14 protein-coding genes and 1 tRNA gene are annotated in these 17,581 nt (G+C 63.9%); 10 read left to right on the top strand and 5 right to left on the bottom strand.

Annotated features, from left to right (window positions below):
- The first annotated feature begins 120 nt into the window (after positions 1 to 120).
- Positions 121 to 1,923 (top strand): translation elongation factor 4, encoded by a 1,803-nt coding sequence (gene lepA / locus ACFORG_RS09150; RefSeq protein WP_386735113.1) that lies wholly within the window; start codon positions 121 to 123, stop codon positions 1,921 to 1,923.
- Between the two features lie 417 nt (positions 1,924 to 2,340).
- Positions 2,341 to 2,808, top strand: coding sequence for a hypothetical protein (locus ACFORG_RS09145; protein ID WP_386735112.1), 468 nt, complete (start codon positions 2,341 to 2,343; stop codon positions 2,806 to 2,808).
- Between the two features lie 244 nt (positions 2,809 to 3,052).
- Here ACFORG_RS09145 and ACFORG_RS09140 read toward each other — a convergent pair whose 3' ends face one another.
- The gene (locus tag ACFORG_RS09140) at positions 3,053 to 3,454 is read right to left on the bottom strand and encodes a type II toxin-antitoxin system Phd/YefM family antitoxin (RefSeq protein ID WP_386735111.1); all 402 of its coding nucleotides are present in this window, start codon (positions 3,452 to 3,454) and stop codon (positions 3,053 to 3,055) included.
- Between the two features lie 376 nt (positions 3,455 to 3,830).
- Between ACFORG_RS09140 and ACFORG_RS09135 the strand changes: the two genes are divergently transcribed.
- Entirely contained in the window at positions 3,831 to 5,039 is a 1,209-nt protein-coding gene (locus tag ACFORG_RS09135; protein WP_386735110.1) for a hypothetical protein, read from the top strand.
- A 308-nt stretch (positions 5,040 to 5,347) separates the two neighbouring features.
- Here ACFORG_RS09135 and ACFORG_RS09130 read toward each other — a convergent pair whose 3' ends face one another.
- The 3 genes from ACFORG_RS09130 to ACFORG_RS09120 all read right to left on the bottom strand — a co-directional run bounded on the left by ACFORG_RS09130 (position 5,348) and on the right by ACFORG_RS09120 (position 7,212).
- On the bottom strand, positions 5,348 to 5,731 hold the full coding sequence (locus ACFORG_RS09130; protein WP_386735109.1) for a hypothetical protein: 384 nt from the start codon (positions 5,729 to 5,731) through the stop codon (positions 5,348 to 5,350).
- Between the two features lie 332 nt (positions 5,732 to 6,063).
- A tRNA-Gln gene (locus tag ACFORG_RS09125) sits at positions 6,064 to 6,138 on the bottom strand.
- 81 nt (positions 6,139 to 6,219) lie between these two features.
- Positions 6,220 to 7,212, bottom strand: coding sequence for an NADPH:quinone reductase (locus ACFORG_RS09120; protein ID WP_386735108.1), 993 nt, complete (start codon positions 7,210 to 7,212; stop codon positions 6,220 to 6,222).
- Between the two features lie 91 nt (positions 7,213 to 7,303).
- On the opposite strand from ACFORG_RS09120, the gene ACFORG_RS09115 reads away from it, so the two are divergent.
- On the top strand, positions 7,304 to 8,212 hold the full coding sequence (locus tag ACFORG_RS09115) for a haloalkane dehalogenase (RefSeq protein ID WP_386735107.1): 909 nt from the start codon (positions 7,304 to 7,306) through the stop codon (positions 8,210 to 8,212).
- Positions 8,213 to 8,218: 6 nt separating this feature from the next.
- On the opposite strand, the gene ACFORG_RS09110 is transcribed toward ACFORG_RS09115, so the two are convergent.
- Complete coding sequence (locus tag ACFORG_RS09110) at positions 8,219 to 8,707, bottom strand: SH3 domain-containing protein (RefSeq protein ID WP_386735803.1); 489 nt, start codon at positions 8,705 to 8,707, stop codon at positions 8,219 to 8,221.
- A gap of 172 nt (positions 8,708 to 8,879) precedes the next feature.
- Here ACFORG_RS09110 and ACFORG_RS09105 point away from each other — a divergent pair, with 172 nt between their 5' ends.
- From ACFORG_RS09105 to ACFORG_RS09080, 6 genes are all read left to right on the top strand, one after another.
- Complete coding sequence (locus ACFORG_RS09105; RefSeq protein WP_386735106.1) at positions 8,880 to 9,866, top strand: 2-hydroxyacid dehydrogenase; 987 nt, start codon at positions 8,880 to 8,882, stop codon at positions 9,864 to 9,866.
- 3 nt (positions 9,867 to 9,869) lie between these two features.
- A complete protein-coding gene (gene thpR / locus ACFORG_RS09100; RefSeq protein WP_386735105.1) occupies positions 9,870 to 10,436 on the top strand; it encodes an RNA 2',3'-cyclic phosphodiesterase in 567 nt (188 codons plus the stop codon).
- Between the two features lie 93 nt (positions 10,437 to 10,529).
- On the top strand, positions 10,530 to 12,347 hold the full coding sequence (ggt, locus tag ACFORG_RS09095) for a gamma-glutamyltransferase (protein WP_386735104.1): 1,818 nt from the start codon (positions 10,530 to 10,532) through the stop codon (positions 12,345 to 12,347).
- Between the two features lie 318 nt (positions 12,348 to 12,665).
- Entirely contained in the window at positions 12,666 to 14,063 is a 1,398-nt protein-coding gene (locus ACFORG_RS09090; protein ID WP_386735103.1) for an FAD-binding oxidoreductase, read from the top strand.
- 178 nt (positions 14,064 to 14,241) lie between these two features.
- Positions 14,242 to 16,749 (top strand): GcvT family protein, encoded by a 2,508-nt coding sequence (locus ACFORG_RS09085; RefSeq protein ID WP_386735102.1) that lies wholly within the window; start codon positions 14,242 to 14,244, stop codon positions 16,747 to 16,749.
- 13 nt (positions 16,750 to 16,762) lie between these two features.
- Positions 16,763 to 17,560, top strand: coding sequence for a hypothetical protein (locus tag ACFORG_RS09080; protein WP_386735101.1), 798 nt, complete (start codon positions 16,763 to 16,765; stop codon positions 17,558 to 17,560).
- Positions 17,561 to 17,581: the final 21 nt, after the last annotated feature.

The following is a 17,581-nucleotide window of genomic DNA, read 5'->3' as shown; positions in this document are numbered from 1 at the left end:
ACTCTTTCTCCGACCCGAATTCCACCACACCCTCACCCTTACACAACATCACCCTATCGCAGCCCAGCGGCCCTTCAACCCACCTTGACCAAACCCCCAAACCAGCGCATATCGCCAGCCATGAGCACAGCCCTGTCCCACATCCGCAATTTCTCCATCGTGGCCCATATTGACCATGGGAAATCCACGCTTGCCGACCGTCTCATCCAGATGACCAACACGGTCGCCGAGCGGGACATGAAGGAGCAGATGCTCGACGCGATGGATATCGAGCGCGAGCGCGGGATCACCATCAAGGCCAACACCGTGCGCATCGACTACACCGCGCTCAACGGTGAAAGCTACGTGCTCAACCTGATCGACACCCCCGGTCACGTGGACTTCGCCTACGAGGTCTCCCGCTCCATGCGTGCGGTCGAGGGCTCGCTGCTGGTCGTCGACAGCACCCAGGGGGTCGAGGCGCAGACGCTCGCCAATGTCTACCAGGCCATCGATGCCGATCACGAGATCGTACCGGTCCTCAACAAGATCGACCTGCCGGCCTCGGATTGCGACCGCGTCGCCGAGCAGATCGAGGACGTGATCGGCATCGACGCGTCCGGCGCGATCCGCGTCAGCGCCAAGACAGGGCAGGGCATCACCGAAACGCTCGAGGCGATCGTGCACCAGCTTCCCGCGCCGCAGGGCGACCGCAACGCGGCGCTCAAGGCGATGCTGGTCGACTCCTGGTACGACCCCTATCTCGGCGTCGTCGTTCTGGTGCGCATCATGGACGGCGTGCTGAAGAAGGGCGACCAGATCCGCATGATGCAGACCGGCGCGCGCTACGGCGTCGACCGCATCGGTGTCTTCCGCCCCGCCATGACCACCGTTGACGAGCTTGGCCCCGGCGAGATCGGTTTCATCACCGCCTCGATCAAGCAGGTCCGAGACACCAAGGTGGGCGACACGATCACCCATGACAAGAAGCAGACCGACAAGCCGCTGCCGGGCTTCAAACCCTCGGTCCCGGTCGTCTTCTGCGGCCTTTTCCCCGTCGACTCGGCCGAGTTCGAGGATCTGCGCGACGCGATCGAGAAACTGGCCCTCAACGACGCCTCCTTCTCCTACGAAATGGAAAGCTCCGCCGCGCTGGGCTTCGGCTTCCGCTGCGGCTTCCTCGGGCTCTTGCATCTCGAGGTCATCCGCGACCGGATCGAGCGCGAATACGATATCGAGCTGATCACCACCGCCCCTTCCGTCGTCTACCACGTCTTCATGAAGGACGGCGAGATGATCGAACTGCACAACCCCGCCGACATGCCGGATCTCTCCAAGGTCGACCATGTCGAGGAGCCGCGGATCAAGGCGACCATCCTCGTGCCCGACGACTACCTCGGCGACGTGCTCAAACTCTGCCAGGATCGCCGCGGCATCCAGCAGGAGCTGACCTATGCCGGCTCCCGCCCGCTCGTGGTCTACGACTTGCCGCTCAACGAAGTGGTGTTCGACTTCTACGATCGCCTGAAATCGGTAACGAAAGGTTACGCCAGCTTCGACTACCAGATGATCGGCTACCGGCAGGACAACCTGGTGAAAATGTCCGTGCTGGTGAATGACGAGCCGGTGGACGCGCTGTCGATGATGGTCCACCGCGACCGGGCCGAGATGCGCGGCCGCGCCATGTGCGAGAAACTCAAGGACCTCATCCCCCGCCACATGTTCAAGATCCCGATCCAGGCCGCGATCGGAGGCAAGGTCATCGCCCGCGAAACCCTCTCGGCGCTGCGCAAGGACGTGACCGCCAAATGCTATGGCGGCGACGCCACGCGGAAACGGAAGTTGCTTGAGAAACAGAAGGCCGGCAAGAAGAAGATGCGCCAGTTCGGGAAAGTCGAGATCCCGCAGGAGGCGTTCATCTCAGCTCTCAAGATGGATAGCTGACCCTGTCCAGCTTTGGGACCGCTGTTGCGCTTTTCACTATGGCCGATATGCCACTCTGTAGTCGAAAAAACGGCTGCCAGGCAATGGGTGTTCCGATACTCGGAAGGACCGTATTGGCCTTGGGTGGCCGGTTATGTAAGGTGCACAACATGTAGTTATGCGCAGGGATCCTATGGCCGCTCCAATACTGTTCGGATTTCTTGGACAAGCATTGGTACAAGCAGTGACCAAGCCGTGGCCGTGGCTCACTTTGCTTGGTTTCTTCGCCGTATCTAAATTTGACTTCGGTGTGTTTGCTGAAGAGGTTAGGGAAACTGTTTGGGGGCTTTGGCCATTCGTACTTTTGGTCATATTGCTTTGGTTTTTATTGCTGTTTTTTCGATCATACCTTCAGCTCTCAAATAGCAAGAAAAAGTGATGAAATTAAGTCGTCGGGAAGAGCTTTTTGCACATCGCATTTTTGTTCTGGCGATTGTGGCAGCTGTCATGGGCATAGGGGTCGTGGTGGTCAAAGAAAGCCGGGAAATTCAAAAACTGATCGAACCATCCATAGCTCGTGATTTGTTGTTGCTTTGTGCGCCATTAGCCGGTTTAGCTATGACCGGCTACTCTTTGGCGGGTAGAGCGTTTGCGTCTGGCGGTTTGAAAGCCGAAATCTTAGGCTTAAGCGGTGCTTTTTCAATTTTTTTAGCGGTCGCATTACCTTCTTTCTTAAAACGCCAACTCGCCTCATCGGAGACTTGCAGAGTTTGGCAAATTTTTTGCAAGGAAACCCTTTCAGTAAGAGACCATAGGCTGACGTTGCTCTTTGGAGCTGTGGCTGTAGTGTTGATCATCCTATCTCTACGGCAAGCACGGGTTAATCGCGTTGATCATGGCGATTGAGCAAAGCGGGTAGATTTTTCACCCCCTGCTTGCAAGGATGGAACTGGACCCGCCTGTTCGCTGCACTCAACGAAAACACAAAAGGACAGCGCGGGGCGATCCGATACTCGGTATCAGCGAAAGTGAGCATTTCGGCGACGATGAGCGCGTACAAATCAGCGGCCCCGCGCCCGAAATCCGCGCCATCCCCATCCGCACCGTCATTTCCGCGCCCAAACCGTAGGGTGGGCTTTTAACCCGCCCCTCACCACGGCCACCACCGCCGCCGCTCCGCCGCAGGCTCTCCGCCTTCGACCGGCTCCTGCCCGCCCGCCTGCAGGATCCGGCGTTCCTCGGCGCGGGTCATCTGGATCTTGCGGACCTGGATCGCCGCCTCGCGCGCGGTCACGTATGTCCCGTCCGGCCCCGGCTCCATCCCCGGTATCGGCGCGCGCTTGCGCCACCATCCGCGCAGCCCGCTCAGGGGGTGTTTCCACCCGACCGCGCCATCGTCCGACAGGTCCCAGATCCGCCGCGCCTCGGCCATCGAGACGAGGGCGGCGACGGGCGCGCCGTGGCGGGTGAGCAGGATCACCTCGCGCGGGTCCTGGGCGCGGGTGACGAGTTGGCCCAGCATCTGGCGGGCCTGCGAAACGGAAAGCCGCATGGGTGGTACCCCCTTGTACAAAACGGTCAATGAGCCGCTCAAAGCTTGTACAAAACGGTCAATTCTTTCCTGCCGGACGGTACGCCGCGGTCGCGCGCAACGGCTCACTCGGCGGGGCAACGCGCGCGGGTCCTCGCAGGCCTCCCAGCAGAAATGTCCCTTGCTCGAAGAACCGGTAAAGGCCCCCCATCCCGGGACGAGGGAGAGCGGCCGCAGACGTGGTTTTCGGCAGCCTCGGTCGTGAAATATACTCGGGTGTGATAGTGATAAGCTATTGTATTAACGGCAAAGTTGTTTTCCCTTGCTTGGGAGTGTCGGTTGGTGATCTTGAGGCTGGGAGTTCGGGAAATGGCGGTCTTTGAATTTGCAGTGACGCTTGTCGCAGAACACCGTCAGACCTTTTCGAGTCATAGGTGAAAAAGTGCTGAAACGTCTTTCTTTCACGGTCTGCCTACTTGTCCTGTGTGGTCACTCGCTCGCCGCGGTCGGCTCCCATGGGGGCGCAAAAGACATAGCTGGTCACGGATCGTGGTCTGAAACGAGAGAAGACCAATCCAGAGACTTTGTGCTTGCGAAGGAGCGGGGGGCTGTCCCTCTGGCTGAATTGTCAGGCGAAGCCGGTTCGGGTCCACCAGCAACGGGAGAAGACCCGAGAACAACCTATTCGGCGATCGGCTACGTCGCATCTCAACCTGCGTCAGGCTTTCTCGGATCTCTCCTGGAGCTGCTGTATTCAGTCGATCCAAACTACAAGCACAACAGTCTCGAAGCAGATACAATCATGAACTTCGTGGTCGGAGACGAGGTTATCGATGGTAGCCGGATCGCGGCGCTTCCAGAGGCGCGCATCGGCACGGCAACTCGTCAAAGGGTCGAGATGACGCCCCTTCTTCGTGATCGCTGCAACCTGCGCTCGACTCGCGAAGGGCCCGTAAAGCCATATGTCATAACGGTTCTGGACACACAGCATGCAACCAACGAACTGATCACAAAATGCATGACCTTCCCCTTCATGTTGCGCCGGGGGGTGGATGAGGCCAATCTGGCAGACCTAAGTCTTAGAGAAATGGTCGCGGGGCTCTTTTTTGAACCTGGCTATGATGCGCCTCAAGACGTTGGTGTCTATCGAACCGACTTCCCTAACGACGCTCCGTTTTCAACGGGCGGCGAACTTATGGACGAGGCAGCGTTTGTTTTCCATTTTGCGCTGACGACCCTTCTCGAGTTTGCCGATCCCTCGTTCACCAAGGACTACTCGAGTGTGAACGACTCTGTCCTGTATGCCATCGGCGACAACGCAATCATCGACGGCAGGATCAACCCTGCAACGATCCGGGGCGTGACCCCGGGCTTGCTGAAGACGATGCAGGAAAAAGAGCTGGATCCGAATGGCTGCAACATGCATGTCCTGCGAACGGACACAGAACAGACGCTCTACTGGACGGTGGCGGACACTTCATTCATCAGTGAGAGCGAGGCGCAATATTGCGTTCTCGCACCCTTTTTGGCGAAGAAGTACGGCACACCTGTCGAGATCGGTAGCACGCCGCTAAAGCGGGCATTGTGGGAGCTATTCAGGGAATAGCTCGCGTCAGACCCAGACGTGGAACTCCTGCATTCTGCGACGACCGCTCGTTCACGAAGTTCATGCCTGCGTTCGTTGTGACGCGTGTAGGCTGGCAAGAACCAAACATCTCACGCGGTGAACTTGTATGGTGGCCAGATTGATCAAATCGGCCACTATCCTCTCTTCCCTTATTATTTCGCTCGCAGCGTTCCCGAGTGTCGCGACCGCACGGAATTCAGACTGCTATGGGAAACTCTCGATCTTCGCCGGTCGCTGATGAGACACGTAGCCGCATGGGGCGGCTCCGACGATCTCTGCAAGAGCCTTCAGCGTATTGGCGTGAAACCGGGCCAGGCGTGCTTGCATTCGCCTTCGGTCACTTCGATCTCCACGTCGTTGATCCGCCGCTTCATCGATGCAGCCTGGCGCCCGAGGTTCGACGGAACAGCATCGGGCATGTGCAAACCGATCACCTCGCTCGCTTTGTTCAGAAGTTTCTGGACGTCTTGCCAGTCCTGGCGTCGCGCGGCGCGCCGCAATCCGCGGTTTTCTTCTTCGAGCCGTGCGATGCGGGCGTCGAGATCCGCGTCGGTCTTGCCTGCCATCTCGTCCTGTTCCGAGAGGATCCGCGCCAGTTCGGCGCGCAACAGTTCCGTGAGGATGGCCTTCGCCGTCTCCGGCTTCATAAGTCCGTCTTTGAGTGCGTCCACGATGTCCTGTTCCTTCTGCTCGTAGACCGTGATCAGCCTTGCGGCGCGTTTCACGGCCTCGAGCGGGAGGTCGGTTCGCAGGGACAGACAGAGAAATTGATTTAAGACGGGGTTTGATCCGAAGCGGGCCAGACGCTTGCGGAAATAGTAGATCCGACCGCGTCGCAGCAGGTACGGACCGGCGTGATGGGGACGTCGGCGCGCACGGCGCCGGCGGGCATAGCGCGCCAGACCATGTGTTATAGCCTGTGTTACAGCCTCGCGTGACTGTGACACAACAGGAGGCCTATGCGGTCCGCCATCGTTGTTTTCATTGGATTTTTTATGATTTGTGGCTGGGGTGGCAGGATTCGAACCTGCGGTACGCGGTACCAAAAACCGTTGCCTTACCACTTGGCTACACCCCAACGGTGAGCGGCTATCTAGACGGTCGGCGAAAGAGGCGCAAGACCTCTTCCACAAAAAAATCACCTGACCCCGGGCAGATTTCAGGCACGTGTTTCGACAAGGACAGAACCGCTCCGCCCACCCGCCTCGACGGCCTCGTGGGCGGCGGCGCAATCGGACATCGGATAGACCTGATCGACCGGGCAGAAGAGCGCGTCCGCCTCCAGCGCGCGGGTCAGCAGGCGCGCCGTCTCGGCCCGCTGCGCGTCGGTCAGAAGGTAGATCAGCGCCATGTGAAGCGTGACCGCCTTGAACATCAGCGCGTAGAACGGAACGACCGGATTCATCGACTTTGCCGAACCATAGGCGTTGATCTGGCCCGCCTCGGCGATGACCTCGGCATCCGTCGCGGCGTTCACCCCGAACTCGACCTCGACGATGCGCTCGACCGGCTGGCCGTCATTGGCGGCGAGAATCGCCTGCGCAAGCTCCGGGTCCGAATAGTCCAGAACGCTGTCCGCGCCTGCGTCGCGCAACCGGTCGAAATCGCGTGGGCTGGACGTTGCGATGACCCGTGCGCCACCCCAACGGGCAAGCTGCACCGCGAGAAATCCCACCGTGCCGCCGCCGCCATGTATCAGAACCGACCGCCCCTCCACCGGGCCGCCGTGGAAAACGGTATGCGTCGCGGTCTGGCCGGGGATGCCAAGTGTTGCGCCTGTCTCGAACGAAGTTGTGCCGGGCAGCGGCACGGCCTGCGCGGCGGGCAGGGCGATATGGCTCGCAGCGGTGCCGAAGGCGCGCCGCCACTGGCCGTTCCAGACCCAGACACGCTGGCCCACACGCGACCGGTCGACCCCGTCGCCGACCGCGACGATCTCGCCCGCGCCGTCGCTGTGCGGGATGATGACGGGGTAGGGCGGCTCGGTCACGCCCGGGCGCGACCCCGCGCGGGCCTTCACGTCGGACGGGTTGACGCCGGAAAAGGCCAGTTCGACCAGAACCTCGCCCGGTCCGGGCGCCGGCGTCTCCAATTCTTCGAGCGTCAGAACCTCGCGCGCAGGGCCGAAGCGGCGATAGGTGATGGCATGCATGGGTGTCTTTCCTTCCAGATCCGTCGCGGCGTAACCCTAGCGGGGATGCCCGGGAATGCTAGGGTCGTTACAACGACACGGAGGAAAGACCATGCAGATCCTGCGCACGCCCGATGACCGGTTCGACGGGCTCGCCGATTACCCGTTCGCCCCGACCTATACCGAGATCGACGACACTCTTGGCGGGCGCCTGCGGGTTCACCATGTCGACGAAGGCCCGCGCGAGGCGTCGCCCGTCCTGTGCATGCATGGCGAGCCGAGCTGGTCCTACCTTTACCGTCACATGATCCCGATCTTTGCCGATGCGGGCCATCGCGTCGTCGCGCCCGATCTTGTCGGCTTCGGCAAGTCCGACAAACCGGCAGCGCCCGAGCATTACACCTATGCGCGTCATGTGGCCTGGATGTCCGATTGGCTGATCCGCACCGACCTGCGCAACATCACCCTGGTGTGCCAGGACTGGGGCGGGCTGATCGGGTTGCGGCTCTGGGCCGCGTTCCCCGACCGGTTCGACCGGGTCGTCGTCGCCAACTCCGCGCTGCCGACAGGTGACCAGCCGATGAGCGAAGGGTTCCGCAGCTGGCGCGCCTTCAGCCAGGATGTGCCGGAGTTTCCGGCCGGCCGCATCGTGCATGGCGGTACCGTGACCAAGCTGACCGAGGCCGAGGTCGCCGCCTATGACGCGCCGTTCCCGGATGAAAGCTACAAGGCCGGCGCACGGGCCTTTCCGCTGCTCGTGCCGGATTCGCCCGACAATCCCGAAAGCGCGGCGAACCGGGCCGCGTGGGAGGTGCTCAAGACGCTGAACACCCCGCTGCTGACCGTGTTCGGGGCCGATGACAAGGTGCTGCTCGGGGCCGAGCGCAGCTTTCAGCGGCTCTGCCCCGGCGCGCAGGGCCAGCCCCATGCCGTGCTGCCCGATGCGGGTCATTTCCTGCAGGAAGATGTCGGCCCCGATCTGGCAAGCCGCACGCTCGATTTCATCGCGCGCACGGGCTAGGGCGGGTCAGTCGCGCAGCTCGTCCGCGCCGACGCCCCACAGCCCTTCCTTGCGGGTCCAGCCGCGATAGCCGCCGGCGGTGATCCGGCACCATTCCGGCAGGCAGTCGCCCAGCCGGGCGACCACCCCCGTCTCGAAATGCGCGGTCACGACCGAACCGGGATCGGGCCGGACATGGATGGGCGTCATGTCCTTTTCCACCAGCACGGTGCGTACGCCCGACAGCAGCGCGTAATGCACCCAGCCGCCCGCGCCGTCGCGATCCTGCACCTTGCGCCAGTGGCCATGCTCTGCGGTGATCATCAGCGGCATGTCGCGGCGCTTGAACACCCAGTCGATGCGATGGGTCAGCGATGGACCGCGCCGCACGTTGCCTTCGGATGCCTTCATCGACACGTAACGCGGCAGCGGCAGGTTCGTCACCGGCCCGCGCTTTTCCTCGGCCTGCGCCGCGGCGCCGCCAAGACCCAGAATCGACACGAGAATCGTCGCCAGTGCGCGGCGCGCATGTTTACCAGTACTGTTCACGTCTTGCCTGCCTGACCTGTCCGCCATGCCCGTTTTGGAAAAGGCTGCGTCATTTGCGCATGGGGTTCTTGTGCCCCGCCTGTTCATGGGCCACGATGCCACGGCGCGGTGGATCTTGCAAAGCGATGGGAGAGTGGAAGTGCCACGAGATCGTCTGAGTGTTGTCGTTACGCGACGGTTGCCCGAAGCGGTGGAAACGCGGTTGAGCGAACTGTTCGACGTGACCCTTCGGGACGATGACACGCCCATGTCCCGGTCCGAGTTGATCGCGGCTGTCAAATCGGCCGACGTCCTCGTGCCGACCCTCACCGACGAGATCGATGCAGGGCTACTGGGTCAGGCCGGCGAACGGCTGCGCTTGATCGCGAATTACGGGGCGGGGGTCGATCACATCGATGTCGCGACCGCCCGGCAGCGCGGCATCCTCGTGTCGAACACGCCCGGCGTGCTGACCGACGACACCGCCGACATGACCATGGCGCTGATCCTCGCCGTCACCCGCCGCATCCCCGAGGGCCTTGCCATGATGCAACGGGGCGAGTGGACCGGCTGGGCGCCCACGGCGCTTCTGGGCGGGCGCATCGCCGGGCGCCGGCTGGGTATCCTCGGTATGGGCCGGATCGGGCAGGCGGTTGCTCGTCGCGCCCGCGCCTTCGGGATGCAGATTCACTATCACAACCGCCGCCGCCTGCGGACCGAGACCGAGGAACAGTTCGAGGCGACCTACTGGGAAAGCCTCGACCAGATGATCGCCCGGATGGACATCCTGTCGATCAACTGCCCCTCGACGCCTTCGACCTTCCACCTGATGAACGCACGCCGGCTCAAGCTGATGAAGCCTTCGGCGGTGATCGTGAACACGTCGCGGGGCGAGGTGATCGACGAGAACGCACTGACCCGGATGATCCGCGCCGGCGACATCGCCGGGGCCGGGCTCGACGTCTACGAACACGGCACCGACGTGAACCCGCGCCTGCGCGAATTGCCCAATGTGGTGCTCTTGCCGCATATGGGTTCGGCCACGCTCGAAGGCCGGATCGAGATGGGAGAGAAGGTGCTGCTGAACATCAAGACCTTCGCCGATGGCCACCGCCCGCCGGATCAGGTGGTGCCATCCATGCTCTGATCCATGCGCTGTTTCCTGGCGATCCCGCTCACGGATCCGCTGCGTGACGCGCTGGCCCGTCTTCAGGCCGAGCTGCCGGTCGGTCGGCTCGTGCCCGAAGAGAACCTGCACCTGACACTTGCCTTCCTCGATGAACGGGACGACCCGGCTTTGGCGGCGCTGGACGAGGAACTGTCTGCCCTATCCGCTCCTTCCTTCGATCTGATCCCGCGCGGCCTCGGCGTGTTCGGCGGAAATCGCCCGCGCAGCCTCCACGCCGTGATCCTGCCCTCATCGCCGCTGGCAGATCTGCACGCCCGCATCCAGGGCGCGATCCGTCGGGCCGGCATCGACCTGCGTCGCGAAAGATACGTGCCGCATATTACGTTGGCGCGCTTCGGAACCGGCGCGCGTGGGGCCAGTCTTGACGCGCTGCAACATTTCCTCGCCGCGCACCTTGGCTTCGAAGGGCCGCCCTTTCCGGTGACCGAATTCCACCTGTACCAATCGGTGCTGCGGCCCGATGGCGCGTTGCACGAGGAACTGGCGCGCTATCCGCTGATCTCGCCTGCGGACGGCGATACGCCCTGACGGGCGGTCCCGGTCGTTCATGGTGCGGGCAAGGAAACCGCTTTGTCGCGGGGCGCAAGCTTGTCATACTTCGCGTATCACAAGGAGACGCCAATGACTCGATCCCTGCTCGCCGCGCTGCTCTGCACCGCCCTTGCCACTCCGCTTGCGGCTCAGCAAAGCGCCGATACGGTCGCCCCCGAGCCCGCCACGCAAACACCCGCCGCCACGCAGGGGGCGGTCGGTCTTGTCTCCTACGACGCGATGGTCGCCGCCGCGCAAGAGGCAAAGGCCGCTGGCGAACCGGTCATGTCCGATGACTGGATGGTCGCCGCGGCGAACCCGCTGGCCGTGGCCGCCGGTGCGAACATCCTGCGCAAGGGCGGCACCGCCGCCGATGCGATGGTCGCGGTTCAACTTGTGCTGGGACTGGTCGAACCACAAAGTTCGGGCCTCGGCGGCGGTGCGTTTCTCGTCTGGTACGATGGTACGACGGGCGAATTGACCACGCTCGACGGCCGCGAAACCGCGCCCCGTGCGGCGACGCCCACGCTGTTCCAGGACGAGGCGGGCGAACCGCTCAAATTCTTCGACGCCGTGGTCGGCGGGCTTTCGGTCGGGACACCCGGCACACCGGCCCTTCTGGAAGAGGCGCACCGCCGCTGGGGGCAGGCGAATTGGCAATCGCTTTTCTCCGACGCGATCTTTCTGGCCAAGAACGGCTTTTCGGTCTCGCCCCGCCTCGCGGCCCTCGTGGAACGCGACGCCGAGCGCCTGTCGCGCTTCCCCGCCACTGCCGCCTATTTTCTGCCCGACGGCCGGCCGCTGCAGGAAGGCGCGACGCTCAGGAACTCCGCTTATGCCGAAACGCTCCGCACGCTTGCGGCCGAGGGCGCGGCGGGTTTCTATGCCGGACCCATCGCGGCCGAGATCGTGCGCACCGTGCGCGAGGCCGAGGGCAATCCCGGTGTGCTGTCCGCCGTCGACCTGGCCCTCTACCAGGTGATAGAGCGCGCGCCCGTCTGTGCCGCATATCGTGCCTACGAGGTCTGCGGCATGGGTCCGCCCTCCTCGGGCGCGCTGACGGTTGGCCAGATCCTCGGGATGCTCGACGGCTACGACCTTGCCGCGCTGGGGCCGCAAAGCGCCGATGCATGGCGGCTGATCGGCGACGCCTCACGCCTTGCCTTCGCCGACCGGGGCCGATACATGGCCGATAGCGATTTCGTTCCCATGCCCACTGACGGGCTGGTGGAACCTGCCTATCTCGACGAGCGCGGCATGATGCTCGACCGCGAGGACGCGCTGCCGACCGACATGGTCGAACCGGGCCAGCCGCCCTGGGATCATGCGACGCTCTGGGCCGATGACGAGTCGCTCGAACTGCCGTCCACCTCGCATATTTCCATCGTGGACAGCTACGGCAACGCGCTGTCGATGACGACGACGATCGAGAACGGGTTCGGCTCGCGCCTGATGGCGGCGGGCTTCCTGCTCAACAACGAGCTGACGGATTTCTCCTTCCGGACCCACCGGAACGGCGTGCCCATCGCCAACCGCATCGCCCCCGGCAAGCGTCCGCGTTCGTCGATGAGCCCCACGATCGTGATGCAGGATGGAAAGCCCGCGCTTGTGATCGGCTCGCCTGGCGGCAGCCGGATCATCGGCTATGTCGCCAAATCGATCATAGCCTGGGCCGATTGGGGCATGAACGTGCAAGAGGCGCTTGCACTGCCGCATCTCGTGAACCGGTTCGGCACCTACGACCTCGAAGAGGGAAGCGCCGCCGCGGCCCTGGCCGAACCGCTTGCAGGAATGGGTTTCGAAGTCAATTTGAGAGGCCTCAATTCCGGCCTGCATGCCATCGAGGTCGGCGACGGGCTGCAAGGCGGAGCCGATCCGCGCCGCGAAGGCATCGCAGTGGGCGAGTGAGCCTGCGTTCCATAATGGCGGGGCAGGTGCTCCCGCCCGCAACACCCGCCCGGCTGCGCCGGACAGGGGTTCCGGTTGGGCCCGGCAGCGCGCCCTGCCGGGCGCGCTGCGGTTGCGCAACGTCGGTAGGGCGCATATCACGAATGGGCCGCGCGCAACCGCGCCGGGCCGCAGGCCCGGCGCCCGGCCCAACCCCAAGGAGGCATCTGCAGATGCCGCCGTGGGGGCGGGAGCACCCCGCCTCGGACCGCGCATCCGCTTGCCCCGGCCGCCAAAGCCTGACACTCTCTCCGCCGGGACACACAAGGAGAGACAGCCATGGTTCAGGCCACCGCATTGCCGCGCAACGAGGTCGGGATCGACAGCGCGCTGGGCATCCTGAAACAACGCTTTGCCGACCGGTTCCAGACCGGCGCGTCGATCCGCGAGCAGCACGGCCACACCACCACCTGGATCGCGAACCAGGCCCCCGATGCCGTGGTCTTTCCCCATTCGACCGAGGAAGTGGCCGAAATCGTGCGCATCTGCGCCGAGCACAAGGTCCCGGTGATCGCCTTCGGCACCGGCACTTCGCTCGAAGGGCATGTAAACGCGCCCGCGGGCGGCATCTCGGTCGACCTCAGCCAGATGAACCGGATTCTTGCCGTGCATTCCGACGATCTCGACTGTGTCGTCCAGCCCGGCGTCACCCGCGAACAGCTCAACACGCACCTGCGTGACCAGGGGCTGTTCTTCCCCATCGATCCCGGCGCCAACGCCTCTCTCGGCGGCATGGCCGCAACACGGGCGAGCGGAACCAACGCCGTGCGCTACGGCACGATGAAGGACAATGTTCTGGCGCTCGAGGCTGTCATGCCCGACGGTCAGATTATCCGCACTGCGCAACGCGCCAAGAAATCCTCGGCGGGCTATGACCTGACCCGGCTGCTGATCGGGGCCGAGGGGACGCTCGGGATCATCACCGAGATTACCCTCCGCCTGCAGGGCATCCCCGAGGCGATCAGTTCCGCGCGCTGCTCCTTCCCCTCGGTGGACGCGGCCTGCCGCGCGGTGATGATGACGATCCAGTACGGCATCCCCGTCGCCCGGATCGAGCTGCTGGACGCGCAATCGGTCGGCGCGGCCAACGCCTATTCCAAGCTCGACCTTCCCGAGGTGCCGCTTCTGCTGCTGGAGTTCCACGGCTCCGAGGCAGGGGTGGTCGAGCAGGCCGAAACCTTCGGCTCCATCGCCGAGGAATTCGGTGGCCAGGATTTCGCGATGACGACCTCGACCGAAGAACGCACCGCGCTCTGGCAGGCGCGGCACGACATGTACTGGGCCTCGCTCGGCCTGCGCCCCGGCGCGCGCGGCATCTCCACCGATGTCTGCGTCCCGATCTCGCGGCTGGCCGAATGCGTGACCTCGGCGCAGGAGAAAGCCGATGAAATGGGCCTGCTCGCCCCCACGGTGGGCCATGTCGGCGACGGCAATTTCCACACGCTGCTGCTGATCGACATGGACAATCCAGACGAGGTCGCCAAAGCCGATGAATTCGTGGGCTGGCTCAACGATCTCGCGATCTCGATGGACGGTACCTGCACGGGCGAGCACGGGATCGGGCAGGGCAAGAAACCCTACCTCGCCAAGGAGCTTGGCCCCGCCACCGCCTACATGGCGGCGATCAAGCGCGCGCTCGATCCCGACGACATCATGAACCCCGGCAAGATCATCTGACCGCCGGACCCGCCGGGGACCACTTTCCACCGTCAAGGGAACCGGCGGCGCGGGCGGTTTCTGCGCCGCCGCGGGCCGAGGTCGCATTTGCCCGGTTTTGCGTCGGATCGACTTGGCGGTCCGCCGCACGCTTCGTCATAAAGCGGATGCAATGCGACTCAATCCGGAGAGCGGGATCATGAAGACCCAAGTCAAAGCACTGGTCGTCGGCGGCGGCGCCGTCGGTACCTCGATCGCCTATCACCTGGCCCGCGCCGGGTGGTCCGACGTGATGCTGATCGAGCGTGACGAGCTGACGGCGGGGTCGACATGGCACGCCGCGGGCCTCTTGCCGCTTTTCAACATGTCCTACGCGACGACCCATATCCACAAGTACTCGGTCGATTTCTACAAGACGCTCGAGGACGAGACCGGCCTCAATGCCGGGTTCTACGTGGTCGGCAACCTGCGCATGGCGCAGACCAAAGAGCGCATGGACGAATACATGCTCTATGCCTCCACCGCCGAAACGTGCGGCGTACCGTACGAGTGGATGACGCCTGCACAGATCAAGGACCGCTGGCCGCTGGTCCGGACCGAGGACCTCGAAGGCGCGATCTATCACCCCACCGACGGCTACATCAACCCGGCCGACGTGACGATGGCCATGGCCAAGGGCGCGCGCCAGCGCGGCGTCGCGATCGAGCGCAAGTGGCAGGCCGACGGGTTCGAGTGGAAGGGCGATCACTGGGACGTGACGCTGACGAAGATGGTCGAGCGGGGCGGCAACCTCGTCCCCGGCGACGAACAGGTCACCGTCTCGGCAGAGCATGTCGTGACCGCCTCCGGCAACCATGCGCAGCGCACCGCGCGGATGCTGGGCATAAAGATGCCCGCCATCCCGGTCGAACATCAGTATATCGTGACCGAACCCGACCCCGCGCTGGTCGACTGGCGCAAGGCCGGCAACCCCGAGCATCCCGTGCTGCGCGATGCCGATGCCAAGTGGTACGTCCGCGAGGAACGCGGCGGCTGGATCCTCGGCCCCTACGAACGCAACGCGCCGGCGCGGTTCGAATACTCCGTGCCCGACAGTTTCCGCGCCGACCTCTTCCCGCTCGATCTGGAACGGATCGAGGAGGAATACATGTCGATGATCCATCGGATCCCGTCCTCGGAAACCGTGGGCCTCAAGGACGACTATAACGGCCCTATCTGCTACACGCCCGATGGCAACCCGCTGGTCGGCCCCGCGCCGGGCCTGCGCAACATGTGGCTGGCCGAAGGCTTCTCCTTCGGCATCACCGCGGCGGGCGGCACCGGCTATTACCTTGCCCAGCTGATGGTCGAGGGCGAGGCCGAGATCGACATGGCCAGCCTCGACCCCAAGCGCTACTCCAGCAACTGGATGACGACCGAGTTCGCGGCCCGCAAGAACGAGGAATGCTACGAGCACGTCTACATCCTGCACCACCCCGATGAAGAGCGCGAAGCCTGCCGGCCCCTGCGCACCGCACCCGCCTATGACCGTCAGAAGGCGCGCGGCGCGCAGTTCGGCTTCGTCAACGGATGGGAACGGCCCAACTATTTCGGCCCGCTGGACGCGCCAGACAGCTTCGACCACGACGCCCGCAGTTTCCGCCGGGGCGGGTGGTGGCAACATGCCGTCGACGAGGCCAAGGCCATCCGCGAGGGCGTCGGCCTGATCGACGCGACCGCCTTTTCGAAACATGTCGTCAAGGGGCCGGGCGCGACCGCCTTCCTCGACTGGTTCACCTGCAACAAGCTGCCCAAGGTCGGCCGCATCAACCTGACCTACGCGCTGACCTCGAACGGGACGACGCGCACCGAATACACCATCGTCCGCCGCGCCGAGAACGAGTATTACTGCGTCTCCGCCGGGGCCTGGACGGAATACGACGCCGACTTCCTGCGCAAGGCCGCCGAGGACAAGATGGAGGAGTTCGGCTATATCGAGATCCAGGATGTCACGACACAATGGGGCGTCTTCGCCATCGCCGGGCCGAAATCGCGTGACGTCCTGGCCGAGGTGATCAAGGATGCCGAGCCGGAAACCGCGCTGTCGAACAAGCGCTTTCCCTGGCTCTCGGCCCGCGACATCGAACTGGGTATGTGTCCCGTCCGCGCCATCCGTGTCGCCTATACCGGAGAGCTTGGCTGGGAACTCCATCACCCGATCGAGATGCAGAACTATCTGTTCGATCTGCTGGAACAGGCGGGTGAGAAACACGGGATGAAGCTGGTCGGCGCCCGCGCGCAGAACTGGCTGCGGCAGGAGAAATCCTATCGCGCCTTCGGCAACGAGCTTGGCCGCGACGCCACCCCGCTCGAGGCCGATCTGCCGCGCTTCGTCGATCTCTCCAAGGAGTTTCACGGCAAGGCAAAGCTGGAAGAGACCGGCATCCGCTCCAAGTGCTGCACCCTGCTGATCGACGGCCCCGCCGATGCCGATCCCTGGGGGCGAGAGGCGCTTTACACCCCGGACGGCACCCGCGTCGGGCGCCTGACATCGGGCGGCTATTCGGTGGCCTTTGAGAAATCCATCGGCATGGGATATGTGAAACCCGAACTGGCCGTCGAGGGCACCAAGCTCAAGGTCAAGATGCAGGACAAGCTCTGGGATGCAACGGTCACCTGTGACAGCCCCTACGACCCCAAGAACGAGACAATCCGCAAGGACGGCTGAACGCCCCCGCCGGGTGCCGCTGATCTGGCTGGTCCTGATCGCGGCGCTCGGCCTTGCCGCGGTCTGGTTCTACCGCGACAACCCGCTGTCGAATGCAGCGCGCGACTATGCCGGAACCGTCTCGACCGCCAGCGCCGCGACCTATGTGGGGCTGCGCACGCTCAACGCCGTGCTGTCCACCGCACAGGAAATCGAGGTTGGCGGATCGCTCGTCGTCTCGGGCACCGCGCAGCCGCTCAAGGTGTTGGAACCGGTCGATGACACGATCGAACGTATCGCCGGTGTCGTCTTCAGCCTCATGGTGGCGACGGGTATCCTGGCCGTGGCGATGGGGCCGGTCGGTGCCGTCGGGGCCGGGATGATCGCGGGGGCCAGCCTGTTGTGGATTGCCGACCGCCTGCTCGGCCCGCGCGACGTGATCTCGGACCTCTCGCGCAGGCTGGTCTGGTACGGGGCCTTTTTCCTGCTCGCGCTGCCCGCATCATTCGTCATCTCGGGCGAACTGGCCGATATCCTGACCGGCGACGTGCTGACCCGGCACGAGGCGATCATCGCCGAGATCACCGCCAGTGTCGGCCCGCCGGTTCCCGACCAGCCCGGCGGCTGGTGGGACGGGATGCGGGGCGCGCTCGACGAGGCGGGGCGCTACCAGGCGCTCGCGCAGAACCTCTGGGACCGTGCCGACGAGCTGATCGCCAGCTACATGGCACTGCTTGCCGTGTTCATCTTCCGCATTTTCCTGCTTCCGGCACTTCTGGCCGGGGCGTTCTTCGTGCTCGCACGCTTCTTTGCCCATCGCACAACGGAATGAAAAACGCCGGCCCCCGCAAAC

It is taken from the genome of Lutimaribacter marinistellae (assembly GCF_042648365.1).
Classification (GTDB): Bacteria; Pseudomonadota; Alphaproteobacteria; order Rhodobacterales; family Rhodobacteraceae; genus Lutimaribacter_A; species Lutimaribacter_A marinistellae.
This window is presented reverse-complemented; position numbering and strand designations above follow the sequence as displayed.

Coding starts and splice junctions, on each gene's coding strand:
- ACFORG_RS09115 (WP_386735107.1), top strand. CDS start 7,304: ATGCAGATCCTGCGCACGCCCGATGACCGGTTCGACGGGCTCGCCGAT.
- ACFORG_RS09085 (WP_386735102.1), top strand. CDS start 14,242: ATGAAGACCCAAGTCAAAGCACTGGTCGTCGGCGGCGGCGCCGTCGGT.
- ACFORG_RS09090 (WP_386735103.1), top strand. CDS start 12,666: ATGGTTCAGGCCACCGCATTGCCGCGCAACGAGGTCGGGATCGACAGC.
- ACFORG_RS09120 (WP_386735108.1), bottom strand. CDS start 7,212: ATGCATGCCATCACCTATCGCCGCTTCGGCCCTGCGCGCGAGGTTCTG.
- ACFORG_RS09140 (WP_386735111.1), bottom strand. CDS start 3,454: ATGCGGCTTTCCGTTTCGCAGGCCCGCCAGATGCTGGGCCAACTCGTC.
- lepA (WP_386735113.1), top strand. CDS start 121: ATGAGCACAGCCCTGTCCCACATCCGCAATTTCTCCATCGTGGCCCAT.
- ACFORG_RS09145 (WP_386735112.1), top strand. CDS start 2,341: ATGAAATTAAGTCGTCGGGAAGAGCTTTTTGCACATCGCATTTTTGTT.
- thpR (WP_386735105.1), top strand. CDS start 9,870: ATGCGCTGTTTCCTGGCGATCCCGCTCACGGATCCGCTGCGTGACGCG.
- ggt (WP_386735104.1), top strand. CDS start 10,530: ATGACTCGATCCCTGCTCGCCGCGCTGCTCTGCACCGCCCTTGCCACT.